Genomic DNA, 16542 nt, shown 5'->3' on the forward strand with positions numbered 1-16542 from the left:
AGCAACGGGCAGAAAGCCTGTGCGCGGCACGTCACGACTATAGCACAAGAGGGGGTTTTCATGATGTACGGCACCAAGCGAGCGTTCGGCACTAAGGGATGGCTGCTGGCGACGAGTTGCGTCGCGGCGGTCGCCACGATCACCCCCGCCACCGCACAGACGGCCCCGGCCAGCGACGTGTCGGCCCAGGCGAGTCCCGGCGGACAGACCGACGAGACGGTCGGCCCCGACATCACCGTCACCGGGTTCCGCGAGAGCCTGCGGTCGGCCGCCGCAGCCAAGCGCAACGACATCCGCATTTCGGACGGCATCACCGCCGAGGATATCGGCAAATTCCCGGCGCAGAACGTCACCGAGGCGATCCAGCGGATCGCGGGCGTGCAGATGTCGAACATCAACGGCCGTGGCTCGACGATCAGCATTCGCGGTCTCGGCGCGCAATATGCCCGCACCACCATCAACGGACAGACCTTCGCCAGCGCCGACTTCAAGGACGGCTTCCGCTACGACATCATCCAGACCGATCTCGCCAGCGCGATCCAGGTCGTCAAGTCGCCGACCGCCGACATGGACACCGGCGGCCTCTCCGGCACGGTCAACATCGATACGGTCAAGCCGCTTGCCTATAAGGGCCCGCGCTTCATCGTCGGCGTTAAGGGCTACGACTCCCAGTACCGTGGCGGCGTGACCCCGAAGGTCAGCGGAGCCTATATCGACCAGTTTGCCGATGGCACGCTGGGCGTGATGGCCAATGTGAGCTACCAGAAGCTGAAGGATCGCGGCGACTACGCGTTCGTGAAGAACTGGTACAGTCCGGGTCTCGTCGATCCCACCAACTATGTGCCCGGCAACTTCCGCCTGCGTCGCATCGATCGCGACAGCAAGCAGCTGATGGCCAGCGGCGCGATCCAGTGGAAGCCGCAGCCCAACTTCGAAGTGCTGCTTCAGGGCGAATATTCGAAGGACGATACCCGCTACGACACGCAGCAGTTGGTGTTCGGCCGCTGGGACCCCAAGGATCCCGCCAACCCCAGCCAGATCACCGTCAATCACACCGCGAATGGCGTGGCGGACAAGATCGCGATCAGCAATTTCGGCGTAGGCAACAACGACCAGCCCGAGACGCGCAACCTCAAGACCCAGGCCTATACGGGCACGATCAACTGGCAGCCCGGTGACGGCTGGAACATCCACGCTGTCGCGCATTACACGAAGGGCGATGCCGATCTCCGCGAGTTTGCGTCGATCGACGGCGCGAACGTCGCGGCGGGTGGTACGCTGGACATCTCCAACCCGCACAACGTCAAATTCACGACCGACCCGGGCGTGTGGGACGGCACCCTGTTCAACCCGGCGAACCGAACCTATTTCGCCTTCGTCGATGGTGCGACGCACATCCAGACGGCCAAGGACGTTTCGGGCCAGTTCGACGTCACCAAGGACGTTGGCGCATTCGGGGTGAAGTCGCTGGTGTTCGGCGTCAAATATCACCATGAAAGCTTCCAGACAGACGCCTACCGGCATGACCGCGACGCGGACGTGACCAAGCCGGGCCTCTATCCGGAATACGCCTTCATTCCGAACCTCAGCACGACCGGCATTCCCGTCACGAACTTCCTGGATGGCAAGATCGGTATCCCGAACAGCTTCCTCGAAACCAATGCGCCGCTGTGGCAGTCGATCCTCGCGTCGAAGGGCTTCACCGTACCGGACGTGCGCGACTGGGCAAACAGCTACCGCGTCGATCGCTACATCCCGGCGGTCTATGCGATGGCCAATATCGGTACGACGCTGTTCGGCAAGACGCTGCGCGGCAACGTGGGCGTGCGCTACGAACACACCCACCAGAACGTGACGTCCAACCTCACCGCCGGCACCGACAGCAGCTCGCCGCTGCTGGGAACGCAGCACGTAATCCAGGACTATGGCAACGTCCTGCCGAGCGCTTCGTTCGCGCTCGACCTGACGCCGAAGCTGGTCGCGCGCCTCGCGCTCGCCAAGGTGCTGGTGCGTCCGCTGCTCAACAGCCAGACCCAGATGGCCGACACCTTCGTCACCGACAACACTGGCATTCGTCCCAGCGTGTCCGTGTCGAACGGCGAATCGCGCCTGAAGCCGCTGACCGCGAACCAGGCCGACATCAGCCTTGAATATTACTACGGTCGCGGCAATTCGATCAGCATCGCCGGCTTCTACAAGGCGGTGAAGAACGGCACGTTCACGCAGTTCTACTGCCCGACGTCGTTCAACGGCGTGACGTTGAACGGCCAGGTCGGCGGCTGCACGTCGGCGGATGGTAAGACGGACTATAATTTCAGCCGCAAGCTGAACGACAATAGCGTCATCCACGTCAAGGGCGTCGAATTCGCTGCGTCTCAGAGCTTCGACGATTTCCTGCCGCTGAAGGGCTTTGGTGCCACCGGCAACGTCACGGTGGTAGACGCCGACTCCCCGGCGCTCGGCACCGGCTTCAACCTTCGCGACCTGTCGAAGCTGACCTGGAACCTGACGCCGTACTGGGAAAACGAGATGTTCAGCGTCCGCCTCTCGGTCAACCATCGCAGCTCGTACAAGCAGGATGCGTCGACCAGCTTCTTCGTCGATGGCGGCCAGATCCATACGGTGCGCGCGCGCACGCAGATGGATCTGGCGCTGGGCTTCAGCCCGACGAAGTTCCTGAGCTTCACCGGCGGCATCATCAACCTCAACAACACGCACGAAGACGCGTATCAGACCACCGAGGACACGTTCCAGATGGCCAGCCAGACCGGGCGGACCTTCTACCTGTCCGCAACCGCACGGTTCTGATCCGAACGTCCACACGAAAGAAGATCGCCCCAGCCGTGAAGAGACCCTTCCTCCCCTGTTCTGGTCTCTTGCTGCTGGTGGCGGCCGGCGCCGCACAAGCGCAATCCCCCGATAGCCACCCGGCGCGGGATTCGCTTGGGCGGCTCGGCATTCCCGCCGGTCGGATCGCTTTGACGATCCGGCCGGCGGCGAAGCCCTATTACCGGGTCCGCGTCACGGCGGGCCGGATGACGGTCGAAGGATCGTCCGAAGTCGCGCTGGTGCATGGCGCCGCGCAGTATCTGCAACAGCAAGGCCGCCTGTCGCTGAGTTGGGAGGGCCGCCGCGTCGCGCCGCTCACCGGACTGCCGGCGGGCGATACCGGGCCGGTCGCCTCCGCCTTCGCGCTGCGCACCTATCTCAACACCTGCACCTTTGGATATACGACGCCGTGGTGGACGTGGCAGCGCTGGTCGAACGAGATCGACTGGATGGCGGCGCGCGGCATCGACACGCCGCTGGCGATGGAAGGGCAGGACTACGTCTGGCGCGCCTTGTGGCGCGATCAGGGGCTGGACGACGCAACCATCGCGCAGGGCCTGTCCGCCGCGCCGTTCCTGCCGTGGCAGCGAATGGGCAATATCGCCGGCTATCGTGCGCCGCTGTCGCCGGGCTGGATCGAGAAGAAGCACCAGTTGCAGCGCCGCATCCTCGCCCGGATGCGCGACCTTGGCATGAAGCCGATCCTGCCGGCGTTCTCCGGCTATGTGCCCAAGGCGTTCGCCGACCAGCACCCCAAGGCCCGCATCTATCGGATGCGCGCGTGGGAGGGGTTCGCGCCGACCTATTGGCTCGACCCGTCCGATCCGTTGTTCGCCACGCTCGCGAAGCGTTTCACGCAGCTTTACACGCAGACCTACGGCGCGGGCGACTATTACCTCGCCGATGCCTTCAACGAGATGGTGCCGCCGATCGCCGAGGACGGCAGCGATGCCAGCGCCGCCAAATATGGCGACAGCATCGCCAATTCCACCGCGACCCGCGCCGCCGCTTTGCCTGCCGCCGTTCGCGATGCGCGGCTGGCGGGCTATGGCGAGAAACTGTTCCAGTCGGTCACCGCCGCCGCCCCCAACGCCACATGGGTGATGCAGGGCTGGCTGTTCGGCGCCGACAAGACGTTCTGGACGCCCGAGGCGATCCGCGCCTTCCTCAGCCGCGTGCCCAACCAGCGGATGCTGGTGCTCGACATCGGCAATGATCGCTATCCCGGCATCTGGCAGACCAGCGGCGCGTTCGACGGCAAGAACTGGGTCTATGGCTATGTCCACAATTACGGCGGCAGCAACCCGGTCTATGGCGATCTCGGCTTCTACCGCAGCGATCTGGCCGCGCTGGCGACCAGCCCGGCGCGCGGGAATCTGACCGGGTTCGGGCTGTTCCCGGAAGGGCTGCACAGCAATTCGGTCGCCTATACCTACGCTTATGATCTCGCCTGGGGCGAGGATGCGCGCCGCCCGGTCGCCGACTGGATCGCCGAATATGCCCGCGCGCGCTACGGCGCGGCCTCGCCGGGGCTGGTCGCGGCGTGGGGCAAGGTGATCGCCGGCGCCTATTCGACCCGCTATTGGACGCCCCGCTGGTGGCAGAACAAGGCGGGCGCGTATTTGTTCTTCAAACGCCCGACCCTCGCCGGCGCGGACTATCCCGCCGCCCCCGGCGACGCGGCAGCGCTGCGCGAGGGGATCGCCGGGTTGCTCGCCAACGCACCCAAGCAGCCCGCGCCGCTGTTCACCTATGATCTCGTCGATTTCGCGCGCCATTATGCCAGCCTCAAGCTCGACGCGCGGCTGCGCGGCGCGGTCGCGGCCTATGCGGCGGGCGACGTGGCCAAGGGCGATGCCGCCGCCGCATCCGCCGCCCGGCTGGCGCAGGAGATCGACGCGTTGATCGGCAACCAGCAGGAGACGCTGGGAAGCTGGATCGGCGACGCGCGCGCCTATGGCGACACGCCTGCCGAAAAGGACGCGTTCGAGGAACAGGCCAAGGCGATCGTCACCGTCTGGGGCGGCGAAGGCAATCTCTCGGACTATGCCTCGCGCGCCTGGCAGGGCCTTTACGCCGGCTATTACCTGCCGCGCTGGCAAATCTTCCTCGCGGCACAGCGCAAGGCCGCGCTCGCGCACCAGCCGCTCGATGAGGCGGCGACCACCGCCGCCGTCAAGGCGTGGGAGCAGCGCTGGCTCAAGGACGGACGCCTGTGGCCGCGCCAGCGCCCGGCGACACCGCTTGCCAGCCTCGGCCGGTTGCTCGCAGATGCGGACCAGCCATGACCGATACGCTCGCCCCATCCAATCCGCGCCGCTTCACCGCGCTCGACGTGTTTCGCGGCCTCACCATCTTCCTGATGATCCTGGTCAACACCGCCGGGCCGGGCGCACCGGCCTATCCGACGCTGGTCCACGCCAAATGGTTCGGCTTCACGCTGGCCGATTCGATCTTCCCGACCTTCCTGTTCGCGATGGGCAATGCGATGAGCTTCGCGAGCCGGCGGCGGGTGGACACCGCGCCGTACCTGACGCGATTGTTCAAACGCGGTGCGATCATCTTCGCGCTCGGATTCCTGATGTACTGGTTCCCGTTCGTCGCGCACACCGATGCCGGCTGGGCGCCGATCCCGTTCGCGCTCACCCGCGTGCCGGGCGTGCTGCAACGGCTGGCGTTATGCTATGTCGCCGCCGGCCTGCTGGTGCGCTGGCTGAGCGTGCGGCAAATCCTGATCGCGGGCGTGGTGCTGCTGCTCGGCTATTGGGCGACGCTGGTGTTCCTGTCGGCGCCGGGCATGGCCTATGACAAGTTCGGTACGGTCGGTACGCGGCTCGATTTGTGGCTGCTTGGGCCGGGGCACCTCTACAAGAAGGACAGCGGCTTCGATCCCGAAGGGCTGCTCGGCACGCTGCCGGCGATCGTCAACGTGCTGGCCGGCTATCTCGCCGGGCTGGCGGTGCAGCGCGGTGCCGATCTGTCGGGGACGGTGCGCCGGATGGCGATGATCGGCGTGGTGCTGATCGTCGCGGGGCTGGCCTGGTCGCCGTGGTTCCCGCTCGCCAAGAAGCTGTGGACCGGCTCCTATGTGCTGCTGACGATCGGTATCGACTGTATCGCGCTGGCCGCGATCATCGCGCTGGTCGAGATTATCGGCGTGAAGCGGGGCACGCGCTTCTTCATCATCCTCGGGCGCAATCCGCTCGCCATCTATCTGTTCTCGGAGCTGTTCGTGACGGCGATCAACCTGATCGACACTGGCGATGACGGCGGCCTGTATGGCTGGATCGGCATCGAACTGTTCCAGCGGATCGCACCCGGCGCGTTCGGATCGTTGCTGTGCGCCTTCGCCTATACGATGCTGTGCTGGGCGGTAGGCTGGTGGATGGACCGCAAGGGCCTGATCCTCAAGGCGTGAATGCCGGCTGAGTCCGCGCTCTTTCGTCAGATCGGCCGTCCGCTTCCCCTTGCCATTGGTCGAAGAGTCGTTCCTAATCCGACGATGCGCGCCGGCGCCACGCCCTGCGCTTCGGCTTCCCGGACGGGATGAGGAGGGGATACAATGCGGACATCCATCGCCGGAACCCTAGCGGCTCGTTCCCGCTCCGCCGGTCTCCTGGCTGCCGCACTGTTCCTTCACGCGCCCGGCGCGGCCGCAGACCCGCTGGCGGCGGTCGATCGCAATGGCAGCATCGTCGCGGTCGAAGGCTATGGGCCGAACATCGTGCGGATCACGGTCGCGGTCGATCGGGCGCTTGCCTCCACTGCGCCCGGCCCGGGCATCACCGGCAAGACCGACGATGCCGACTGGAAGCACGCGACCGACGCGAGCGGCGACGTGTTCCGCTCGGCCGCGCTCTCCGTCACGGTCGCGGCACAGCCCTGGCCCAAGGCGCCAACGCAAATGGAGCGCTATTTCGCGCCCGCGCTGCCGCCGGTCTCGGTCGCCATCGCCGGGGCCGACGGTCGCGCGATCACGCGCCTGACCGGCTGGGAAATGTCGCCGCAGACGGTCAACGGCGAACAGACCTTCCGCGTCGGCGCGAGCTTCGCCGATACCGCCGACACGCATTATTACGGCCTCGGCCAGAATCAGGAAGGCGTGCTCGATCTGCGCGGCCGGACGATCGACTGCCGCCATTATTACGACGCCCCCGCCGGCGAGCAGGTCTGCGTGCCGTTCCTCGTCACCAACAAGGGCTATGCGATCCTGTGGGACAATCCGGCGGCGACCACCGTCTCGGCGGGCCTCCACAACGCAACGCGCTTCCAGAGCCAGGTCGGCGAGCGCGTCTCGTTCTTCGTCATCACCGGCCCGACCACCGATGATCTCTACGCCGGCTATCGGCGGCTGACCGGCACCACCCCGCTGCCGCCCAAGGCGGCGTTCGGGCTGATCCAGTCCAAGGCGCGCTACGGAAGCCAGGCCGAACTGATGTCGGTCGCGCAAGGCTATCGCACGCGCGGCTATCCTCTCGACGCGATGGTGCTCGACTGGTTCTACTGGACGCGGATGGGCCAGATCGACATCGACCGGACCTATTTCCCCGATCCCAAGGGCATGAACGACCAGCTTCACGCGATGGGGCTGCATTCGATCATCAGCGTATGGCCGCGCTTCGAGCGCGAATCGCGCTACTTCGACATGCTCGCCGCCAAGGGCTGGCTGCTGCATGACAAGGACGGCAAGGTCGTCGATGGCCTCGCGGTGCGGGCCGACCGCGCCGGCGCGCTGCTCGATTCGACCAACCCGCAAGCGCGCACATGGTTCTGGCAGCGCATCCGCGACAACATCCTGAGCCAGGGCTTCGACTATACCTGGCTCGACGAAACCGAGCCTGATCTCGTCCCCGACGGGGCTTTCTATTCGATTGGGTCGGGCGACCGGTATCACAATTTGTTCCCGCTGCTGCACACGTCTTCGGTGGCGGAAGGGTCGGCGGCGGATCGTCCGAATTTCCGCAACATGATCCTGTGCCGCGCCGCCTATACCGGCACGCAGGCGAACGGCTGCCTGTTCTGGTCGTCCGACGTGCAGGCGACGTGGGAAGCGCTGCGGCGGCAGGTGCCGACCGGGCTCGGCTTCACCGCCTCGGGCCTCGCTTATTGGGGATCGGACACTGGCGGCTGGCAGACACCCGCTGGGCCGCCTGCGCCGCGTCCGGTGCTGGTCGACCCCGCCGGCGCGACCGCGATGGCGCCGGACTCTCGCGATTATCCCGAACTGTTCGTGCGCTGGTTCGAGTATAACGCGCTCACGCCGACGCTGCGCATCCACGGCCAGCGCCCCGGCACCGCGATCTGGGAATATGGCAAGGCCGCCGAACCGATCCTCGCGCAGTGGCTGCGCCTGCGCTATGCGCTGATCCCGTATCTCTATGCGCTCGGCCATGAGACCTATGACACCGGCGCGCCGTTCATGCGCGCGCTGTTCATGGATTTCCCCGCCGATCCGCAAGCCGCGACGATCGGCGACGAATATATGCTGGGGCAAGCGCTGCTCGTCGCCCCCGTCACCGATCAGGGCGTGACCAGCCGCAGGGTCTATCTGCCCGCCGGCAGCGACTGGTACGATTGGTGGAGCAACGCCAAACTGACCGGCGGCCAATGGATCGACGCCGCCGCGCCGATCGACCGCATCCCGGTGTTCGTGCGGGCCGGGTCGATCGTGCCGATCGGGGTGCAGGTGCCCAGCACCGCGACGCGCCAGATGCTCGAGAAGGTCCGTGTCTATCCGGGGCGCGACGCCCGGTTCACGCTCTACGATGACGACGGCACCTCCAACGACTATCGCGCACGCGGCGGCAAAAGCGCCGTGCTGCACTGGGACGAGGCCGGGCAGCGGCTGACCGCGTCGGGCGCGTTGCCGACCGGGCAGGCGCTCGGCGGGCTTGTCGAGATCGTCACCGCGCGCAAATAACGGGCACGTCTGTACCCCCGAAGGAGAACAAGTGATGGATCGTCGCGAATTCGTGGTGGGAAGCATGACCGCAGGCGCCGCCCTGACGGCGGCATCGAGCGCCACCGCCGCCCCACGCGCAGCCCTGCGTGGCACCGATGCGTCCGCCTTCCCGCCGGACTTCCTGTGGGGCTGCGCCACCGCCGCCTATCAGGTCGAGGGCGCAGCGAAGGAGGATGGTCGCGGCCTCACCAACTGGGACGTGTTCTCGCACACCCCCGGCAAGGTCGCGAACAACGCCACCGGCGATGTCGCCAGCGACAGCTATCATCGCTACGGCGAGGATATCGCGCTGATGAAAGACCTCGGCGTGCGCGCCTACCGGATGTCGCTGGCCTGGTCGCGGATCTTTCCCGAGGGCAAGGGCCAGCCGAACCAGAAGGGCGTCGACCATTACAACCGGGTGATCGACGCGCTGCTCGCCGCCGGCATCACGCCGTATGTGACGATGTTCCACTGGGATCTGCCGCAGGCGCTGCCGGGCGGCTGGCAGAACCGCGACACCGCCAAGGCGTTCGCCGATTACGCCGGCTTCATGGCGGGCAAGCTCTCCGATCGTGTCCATCATTTCATGACCGTCAACGAAGTACGCAGCTTCACCGACCTCGGCCATAAGTCCGGCACCCACGCGCCCGGGCTGATGCTGCCGCCGCGCGAGCTTAACCAGGTGCGGCACCACGCGATCCTCGCGCACGGTCTCGGCGTCGGCGCGATCCGCGCCGCTGCGCGCCCCGGAACGCAGGTCGGCATCGCCGACAACGCCACCTTCTTCGTGCCCGTGGTCGAGACGCCTGAGCATATCGCGGCGACGCTGCGCGCGACCCGGCAGGAGAATGCGATGTTCCTCACCGCGATCATGGAGGGGCGCTACCTGGACTCCTACCTCACCGCGCAGGGCGCCGCCGCGCCCGTGGTCCAGCCCGGCGACATGGCCGCGATCGGCAGTCCGCTCGATTTCCTCGCGATCAACGTCTACACCCCGTTCTACGTGATGGCCGACGACACGCCGAGCGGCTATTCGGTGCTGCCGCGCACGCTCCACTCGCCGCGCATGCCCTCGCCCTGGCTCTATGTCAGCCCGGAGGTCGGCTATTGGTCGGTGCGAAGCGTGAGCGACCTGTGGAAGCCCAAGACGATCTTCGTCGCGGAAAACGGCTGCTCGGCGGACGACATGGTGACGCCGAACGGACAAGTGCTCGATCCCGACCGGGTCATGTACCTCCGCAACTGCCTGACGCATTTCCGCCGCGCCGCCGCCGAGGGCTATCCGCTCAAGGGCTATTTCCTGTGGAGCCTGCTCGACAATTTCGAATGGGCCGACGGCTACACCAACCGCTTCGGCATCCATTACGTCGATTTCGAAACGCAGAAGCGCACGCCCAAGCTGAGCGCGCATTGGTACAAGGAACTCATCCGCCGCAACGCGCTCGTGTGAGCGCCCACGGCCCGCACCCGAGCGCTTGCGGCATCATCGAAGGCCGTTTTTATCGTGTTTTCCCGCGAAAGCGGGAACCCAGAGCCAAGCAAAACACCGATATACGGCTCTTGTGGCCGCTGGACTCCCGCGTGCGCGGGAGAACAAGACGGCTTTCGCACAGATCTTGCCCTTGCTCGGGTGCGGTGGCGCCTTAGCGATAATGCCCCATCGTGACCTTCAGGATCTGCGGACGGCTGACCAAGTTGAGGCCGTAATCGGTCTGGTCGCCGTTCCACACGCGCGTCATCACCCAGCGCCCGTTCTCGAACCGTCCTTCTTCGGCGCGCACCATGATTCCGTTGGGCGCGGTGCCCGGTGCGGCGGCGAACGACACACGAACATGGTCGCCCATCACCAGAAACGTGTCCGCCGACAATTGCGCGACCGCGACGCCGCCAACCGGCTCCTTGCCCCAGGGCGCGGCATCGCCCTTCAGCCATGTCCAGTCCTTCATGCCGAACTGCCATTCGCCCCACGCGGCGGTGATCGTCCAGTCGCCCATCTGCGTCGATTGCGGCGCCCCGTCGTCGGGCTTGGCGGCGCCCCACGTCGGCTGAGTATAAGCGATCCGCGCCCAGTCGCGCATCATCGATCCGACGGCGGCATAGGGCAGCGCGAACGCATCCAGCACGGCCGGCGAAAGCTCGGCCGCGCCGAGCGGGTAATTGGCGTAGCCGGTATCGTCCATGCCGAACGGTGCGAAACCGATCGCGCCCCGGCCGAGCGTCGGCCAGAAGAACCGGGCGAAATCGCGCGTGTTGCCGATCTCGGGCACCATCAGCGGATTGTCGGCGCGCGCATAGGCGTCGAGGTAGCGCGCGACATTGTCACTGGCCTTGTCGTAAATGTCCGGCGCTTCGATATCGATCGCGGGCGCGGCCGCCTTCCAGATATCGAGCACATCCTGCTGCGGCCCGCCGCTGGCGACACCATCGGGATCGGGCACGTTGGACGGCCCCGCAAGCGCGGCGTTCACGTACATCGGTAGCGGCTTGATCGCCTTGCCTGCCGCCGCGATGGCGTTGACGTAGCTGCCGACATACCAGGTGTTGAACGCGCGGTCGGCCTGCGCGCCGAACACTGCGCTCCAGGAGCCGCTCTTGTTCAACCGCCGCGATAAAGCCGCCGGAATCGGCTTGGCCAACAGGGTGTCGGCGACGGCGGAGAAATCGCGCGGGTTCTTGTAGCTGCCGGTCTCGTTCTCGACCTGCACCATGATGACGGTGTTCTGCGGATCATGGTCGCGCAGATAGGTCATGAGCTGGACGAACGCGCGCGTATCCGCCGCGAGCGTCGCCGCGCCGTGCGCGCTGAGGACACCGTGATCCTTGCCGGCCCTGGTCTTCATCCGGGGGAAACGGCGGTTGTCGAGCTTCACCCAATCGGGCGTGTACGAGAATGAGGTGTTCTTCCACGTCCCGAACCACAACAGCACGACGCGCTTGTCATGCACGCGCGCCTGATCGAGCAGGGTTTGCAGGAAGGCGAAGTCGAACCGCCCCTCCTGCGGCTCGACCTGCTCCCACGCGATCGGCACCTCGACGGTGTTGGCGCCGATCCGGTCGAGCACCGGCCACGCAGTCGCGAGCGGGGCTGGATAATTGGTCGAGTTGTTGACCTGCGCGCCGAGCATGAAGAACGGCGCGCCATCGACGATCAGCGCGTGCCGGCCGTTGCGGCTTTCGATCCTCGGCAGCTCAGGCGACGCCTGCGCCAATGCCGCTGAACCGAGCAAGCAACCGGCCAACAGCAGGCTCGCGATCTGCCGCGCTGTCCGCTTCTGTCGCATGTCGCGCATCATGATCTCTCCTGCCTTCGAAAAGGCGCGTTTGGGCGGTTCCGTTACCAGTCACGGGTTCAAGCGTCGCCACATACTGATCCCATTCCGGCGAGCCGCAAGAGCGCCCGCAAACGCGGTGAAGCATTACCAAACCATCACAACTTGCATACAACCGGGTTATATTGCACCAATAGCCCTCCATGCCGGCGCCTCGGGACGCCGGAACGACATTGAGAAAGGGGTTCGATGGGCATGTCGCTGACGCACGCCACCACGTCCCACGCGCGCCCGGTGCGAACCTCAACGGAACGTTCGGCCAGCGGGAGGGAATGATGACCAACTTCAGCAAACGCGAGATCCTTTATGGCCCGCTCCTCGCGCTCGGCGCCGGGGCGTTGGCACGGGTCGCTCCCGCGACGGCGGCGCCGGTGCCCACGCCTGACGGCACGATCGCACCCGGCCCGTTCAATGCGACGCAGGAATCGCTGAAGAGCTACCGCACGCCCGACTGGTTCAAGGATGCGAAGTTCGGCATCTGGTCCCATTGGGGGCCGCAGGCGGTGCCGCGCCAGGGCGACTGGTACGCGCGCTTCATGTACGTGCCGGGTCATCCCCATTACGACCACCATCTCAAGACCTACGGCCACCCGTCGGAAAAGGGCTACAAGGATATCATCCCGCTCTGGAAAGCCGAGCGCTGGGAGCCGGAGGCGCTGATGGCGCGCTATGCGAAGGCCGGTGCGAAATATTTCGTGTCGATGGGTGTCCATCACGACAATTTCGACCTGTGGAATTCGAAGCATCACCGCTGGAACGCGGTCGCGATGGGGCCGAAGCGCGATGTCGTCGGCATGTGGCAGGCGGCGGCGAAGCGGCATGGCTTGCGCTTCGGCGTCTCCGAGCATCTCGGCGCGAGCCATAACTGGTGGTATCCGAACCATCTGTACGACCAGTTCTGGCCCAAGCTCGGCGTGAACTATGACGGCGCTGATCCGGCCTATGCCGATCTCTATCACGACAATCGCACCGAACCGTTCATCGACACCAAGGCGAGCTGGTACACCACCAACCCGGCGTATCATCAGCTCTGGCTGAAACGCATCCGCGATCTCGTCGACAGCTATCAGCCCGATCTGCTGTATTCGGACGGCGGCCTGCCGTTCGGCGAAGTCGGCCGCACGTTGGTCGCGCATCTCTACAACAGCAGCATCGCGCGGACGGGCCGGCTCGAGGCGGTCTACAATTGCAAGGACTCCGGCACCGGCGAGTTCTTCAAGGAAGGCATGGTGCAGGATGTCGAGCGCGGCGTGCTGAAAGGCATCAACCCGCTCCCCTGGCAGACCGACACCTCGAACGGCGACTGGTTCTACAGCGACGAGTCCAAATACAAGACGTCACGCGAAATCCTCGCCATGCTTGCCGATATCGTCAGCAAGAACGGCAACATGCTGTTGAACGTCGTCCAATACGCGGACGGATCGATGCCGCCCGAATCGGACGCGCTGCTGACCGACCTCGCCGCGTGGATGGCGGTCAACGCCGAGGCGATCCACGGCACGCGCCCGTGGACGCTGTACGGCGAGGGCCCGACCGAGGCCGTGGAGGGGATGTTCAAGGAAAAGGCGGAATATTCCGCGCGCGACATCCGCTTCACGACCAAAGGCGAGACGCTCTACGCGATCACGCTCGGCGAACCGGCCGGCACGACCGAGATCGCCGCGTTGCGGGCAGGCGCACCGCACGCGCGCGGCCGCGTTGTCGGCGTCGAGCTGCTCGGCGCGGGGCCGGTGCGGTTCCGCCAGACTGCGACGGCGCTATCGATCGACGTGCCCGGCCGCCTGCCGACCCGACACGCCAGCGTCTTGAAGATCCACCAGGCCTGACGCCAACGCTGGGGCGTGGGCACCACCTGGCATCGTGGAACCCCGCACCCTCCTCCCGCTTTGTGCTTACCTCACGAGGAGCAGACCAATGGCAGGCGGATGGACGCGCGATGGCGCAGTGCAGGACCAGATCGACGATACCATCATGGACGCGGTGAACACCGCCCGCGCCCGCATGCCGACCGGCGAGAGCGAACGTCACTGCATATCGTGCGGTGACGACATTCCCGAAGGCCGGCGCATCGCCATCCCCGGCGTGCGAACCTGCGTCACCTGCCAGAGCGGGCGTGACCGCCCCGCCGCCGCGCTGTTCAACCGCCGCGGCAGCAAGGACAGCCAGTTGCGCTAGGCGCTCGCGATCCGCAATCAGGAAGGCCATCCATGCCCGGTATCGACATCAACACCGCCACGCAGGACGACCTCGACGCGATCGACGGGCTGCGCGGTCACGGCTTCGAGATCGTGCGCTACCGTGAGGAGCGCGGGCGCTTCACGAGCCTGCGCCAGCTCGACGAGGTGCCCGGCCTGTCAGGCAAGATCGATTCCGAAACGCGCGACCGGCTGACGGTCTAGCGATCGCCATGAAGATCGCGACCTACAATGTGAATGGCATCAATGGCCGCCTGCCGGTGCTGCTGCGGTGGCTGGCGGAGCGCGAACCCGACGTCGTATGCCTGCAGGAACTGAAGGCGCCGCAGGACAAATTCCCGCACGCAGCGATCGAAGCCGCCGGCTACCAGGCGATCTGGCACGGACAGAAAAGCTGGAACGGCGTCGCCATCCTGAGCCGCGTCGGCACGCCGGTCGAGACACGGCGCGGCCTGCCGGATGATCCCGACGAAAGCCAGAGCCGCTATATCGAGGCTGCGGTCAACGGCGTGCTGATCGCTGGACTGTACCTGCCGAACGGCAACCCGCGCCCGGGGCCGAAGTTCGACTATAAAATGCGCTGGTTCGAGCACTTGATCCGGCACGCGCAGGATTTGATCGACACCGGCATACCAGTCGTCCTCGCTGGCGACTTCAACGTGATGCCGACCGAACGTGACGTCTACAAGCCGGAGCGCTGGCAGGACGATGCGCTGTTCGCGCCCGAAGTCCGTGCGGCATTCGCCCGGCTGGTCGCGCAGGGCTGGACCGACGCGCTACGGACGATCCATCCCGACGAGACGATCTTCACCTTCTGGGACTATTTCAGAAACGCATACGGGCGCGACGCCGGGCTCCGCATCGACCATCTGCTGCTCAGCCCTTCTCTTGCGCCACGATTGCGTGACGCCCGCGTCGATCGAGACGTGCGGGGCTGGGAAAAGAGCAGCGACCACGCGCCGGTCTGGATCGACCTCGCGCCGGACAAGACACGTCGTTGATCGCTCGCCCGCGACATCGGCCACTATGACAAACGCCGTCGGTCATCCCTATATGATGTCCGGGTACGGCAAAACGGTAATATCGGCGAAGCGTGAAGCGTCGGTTCAGCGTGGCGACAGGACAGGTACGGACATGATCGACCTTTCGGAACTCCAGACCGCGAGCACGATCGGCGACGCGTGGAAATATCCGCAGCGCGCCGCAAACCGCAGCGGGTTCCTCCAGGTCGATCATCAGCCCGATCACACGCTCTCCTGGGAAGAATACGGCAATCCCGCCGGCGAGCCGGTCATGGTCCTGCATGGCGGCCCCGGCGGCGCCTGTGCGCCGGTGATGTCGCGGTTCTTCGATCCGGCACGCTACCGGGTAATCCTGTTCGACCAGCGCGGTTGCGGCAAGAGCACGCCGACCGTCGCGCTGGCGGGGCCGGAGGTGGCTTTGGTCCGCAACACGACCGACCATCTCGTCGACGACATCAACGCGTTGCGCGATGCGCTCGGCATCGCCGGGCCGATGCATGTATTCGGCGGGAGTTGGGGCAGTACGCTGGCGCTTGTCTATGCGATCCGCCATCCGCACAATGTCGCATCGCTGGTGCTACGCGGCATCTTCATCGGCGCGCGGCAAGACCTCGACTATATGTACCAGGGCAACGCCGCCACCTTCGCCGATGCGCCGTTCGAACTGACCGCGCCCGGCAGCTACATCGCCTATCCCGACGCGTGGAAGGCGTTCGTCGAGATCATCCCCGCGCGGGAACGCTCGGACATGATGGCGGCGTACAAGGCGATCTTCGACGCCGCGCCCACCGACGACGAAGATCGCGCCCGCCAGCTTCACGCGGCGCTCGCATGGTCGGTGTGGGAGGGGACGATCTCGAACATGATCCCGCAGGCCAGCGACCCCGGCAAGTTCGGCGACGCCGAATTCGCGCTATCGTTCGCGCAGATCGAAGCGCATTTCTTCGCCAACCACCTGTTCCTCGAACCCGATTACATCCTCGGCAACGTCGACAGGATAGCGCATTTGCCGATCCATATCGTGCACGGTCGCTTCGATCAGGTCTGTCCGCTCACACAGGCATCGCGGCTGGTCGATGCGCTGGCCGGCGTCGGTGCGACACCGGCGCGCTACGTCATAACCAACGCTGGCCACAGCGCGATGGAACATCAGACCGCGCTCGCGCTGACCGCGATCATGGACAGTCTCGCGCCGATCCGCTGATCGGGCCGGTCAGGGAGAA

Annotated in this window: 11 protein-coding genes; 10 read left to right on the plus strand and 1 reads right to left on the minus strand. The window is 65.8% G+C overall.

From position 1 onward, the window contains the following. The first annotated feature begins 60 nt into the window (after positions 1-60). From EWE75_RS07985 to EWE75_RS08005, 5 genes are all read left to right on the plus strand, one after another. On the plus strand, positions 61-2808 hold the full coding sequence (locus EWE75_RS07985; RefSeq protein ID WP_130156219.1) for a TonB-dependent receptor: 2748 nt from the start codon (positions 61-63) through the stop codon (positions 2806-2808). A 35-nt stretch (positions 2809-2843) separates the two neighbouring features. Beyond that, on the plus strand, positions 2844-5117 hold the full coding sequence (locus EWE75_RS07990; protein WP_231708274.1) for an alpha-N-acetylglucosaminidase: 2274 nt from the start codon (positions 2844-2846) through the stop codon (positions 5115-5117). Then, positions 5114-6247, plus strand: coding sequence for an acyltransferase family protein (locus EWE75_RS07995; protein ID WP_130156223.1), 1134 nt, complete (start codon positions 5114-5116; stop codon positions 6245-6247). The genes EWE75_RS07990 and EWE75_RS07995 overlap by 4 nt, the downstream gene beginning before the upstream one ends. A 144-nt stretch (positions 6248-6391) precedes the next feature. Further along, positions 6392-8749 carry a glycoside hydrolase family 31 protein gene (locus EWE75_RS08000; RefSeq protein ID WP_130156225.1) on the plus strand — a complete coding sequence of 786 codons (2358 nt, stop codon included), beginning with the start codon at positions 6392-6394 and terminating at the stop codon, positions 8747-8749. Positions 8750-8783: 34 nt separating this feature from the next. After that, positions 8784-10223 carry a GH1 family beta-glucosidase gene (locus tag EWE75_RS08005; RefSeq protein ID WP_130156227.1) on the plus strand — a complete coding sequence of 480 codons (1440 nt, stop codon included), beginning with the start codon at positions 8784-8786 and terminating at the stop codon, positions 10221-10223. A 193-nt stretch (positions 10224-10416) separates the two neighbouring features. Here the strand turns inward: EWE75_RS08005 and EWE75_RS08010 are convergent, their stop codons facing one another. After that, complete coding sequence (locus EWE75_RS08010; protein ID WP_130156229.1) at positions 10417-12066, minus strand: DUF5597 domain-containing protein; 1650 nt, start codon at positions 12064-12066, stop codon at positions 10417-10419. 311 nt (positions 12067-12377) lie between these two features. Between EWE75_RS08010 and EWE75_RS08015 the strand changes: the two genes are divergently transcribed. The 5 genes from EWE75_RS08015 (at position 12378) to pip (ending at position 16523) form a co-directional block, all read left to right on the plus strand. After that, positions 12378-13928, plus strand: coding sequence for an alpha-L-fucosidase (locus tag EWE75_RS08015; protein ID WP_130156231.1), 1551 nt, complete (start codon positions 12378-12380; stop codon positions 13926-13928). Positions 13929-14016: 88 nt separating this feature from the next. Continuing rightward, on the plus strand, positions 14017-14277 hold the full coding sequence (locus tag EWE75_RS08020) for a DksA/TraR family C4-type zinc finger protein (protein WP_130156234.1): 261 nt from the start codon (positions 14017-14019) through the stop codon (positions 14275-14277). A 32-nt stretch (positions 14278-14309) separates the two neighbouring features. Beyond that, positions 14310-14501: a ComEA family DNA-binding protein gene (locus EWE75_RS08025; protein WP_130156236.1), complete on the plus strand. Its 192-nt coding sequence runs from the start codon at positions 14310-14312 to the stop codon at positions 14499-14501. 8 nt (positions 14502-14509) lie between these two features. Next, on the plus strand, positions 14510-15298 hold the full coding sequence (gene xth / locus EWE75_RS08030; protein WP_130156238.1) for an exodeoxyribonuclease III: 789 nt from the start codon (positions 14510-14512) through the stop codon (positions 15296-15298). 133 nt (positions 15299-15431) lie between these two features. Continuing rightward, positions 15432-16523 carry a prolyl aminopeptidase gene (pip, locus tag EWE75_RS08035; RefSeq protein WP_206364718.1) on the plus strand — a complete coding sequence of 364 codons (1092 nt, stop codon included), beginning with the start codon at positions 15432-15434 and terminating at the stop codon, positions 16521-16523. The last annotated feature ends 19 nt before the right edge of the window (positions 16524-16542 follow it).

Origin of the sequence: Sphingomonas populi (assembly GCF_004208535.1) — a bacterium.
In the GTDB taxonomy this organism is placed as follows: domain Bacteria; phylum Pseudomonadota; class Alphaproteobacteria; order Sphingomonadales; family Sphingomonadaceae; genus Sphingomonas; species Sphingomonas populi.

Bases quoted from the DNA above. Each gene is read 5' to 3' on its own strand.
- xth (WP_130156238.1), top strand. From the start codon at position 14,510: ATGAAGATCGCGACCTACAATGTGAATGGCATCAATGGCCGCCTGCCG.
- EWE75_RS08025 (WP_130156236.1), top strand. From the start codon at position 14,310: ATGCCCGGTATCGACATCAACACCGCCACGCAGGACGACCTCGACGCG.
- EWE75_RS07985 (WP_130156219.1), top strand. From the start codon at position 61: ATGATGTACGGCACCAAGCGAGCGTTCGGCACTAAGGGATGGCTGCTG.
- EWE75_RS08020 (WP_130156234.1), top strand. From the start codon at position 14,017: ATGGCAGGCGGATGGACGCGCGATGGCGCAGTGCAGGACCAGATCGAC.
- EWE75_RS08015 (WP_130156231.1), top strand. From the start codon at position 12,378: ATGACCAACTTCAGCAAACGCGAGATCCTTTATGGCCCGCTCCTCGCG.
- pip (WP_206364718.1), top strand. From the start codon at position 15,432: ATGATCGACCTTTCGGAACTCCAGACCGCGAGCACGATCGGCGACGCG.
- EWE75_RS08005 (WP_130156227.1), top strand. From the start codon at position 8,784: ATGGATCGTCGCGAATTCGTGGTGGGAAGCATGACCGCAGGCGCCGCC.
- EWE75_RS08010 (WP_130156229.1), bottom strand. From the start codon at position 12,066: ATGATGCGCGACATGCGACAGAAGCGGACAGCGCGGCAGATCGCGAGC.
- EWE75_RS07995 (WP_130156223.1), top strand. From the start codon at position 5,114: ATGACCGATACGCTCGCCCCATCCAATCCGCGCCGCTTCACCGCGCTC.
- EWE75_RS08000 (WP_130156225.1), top strand. From the start codon at position 6,392: ATGCGGACATCCATCGCCGGAACCCTAGCGGCTCGTTCCCGCTCCGCC.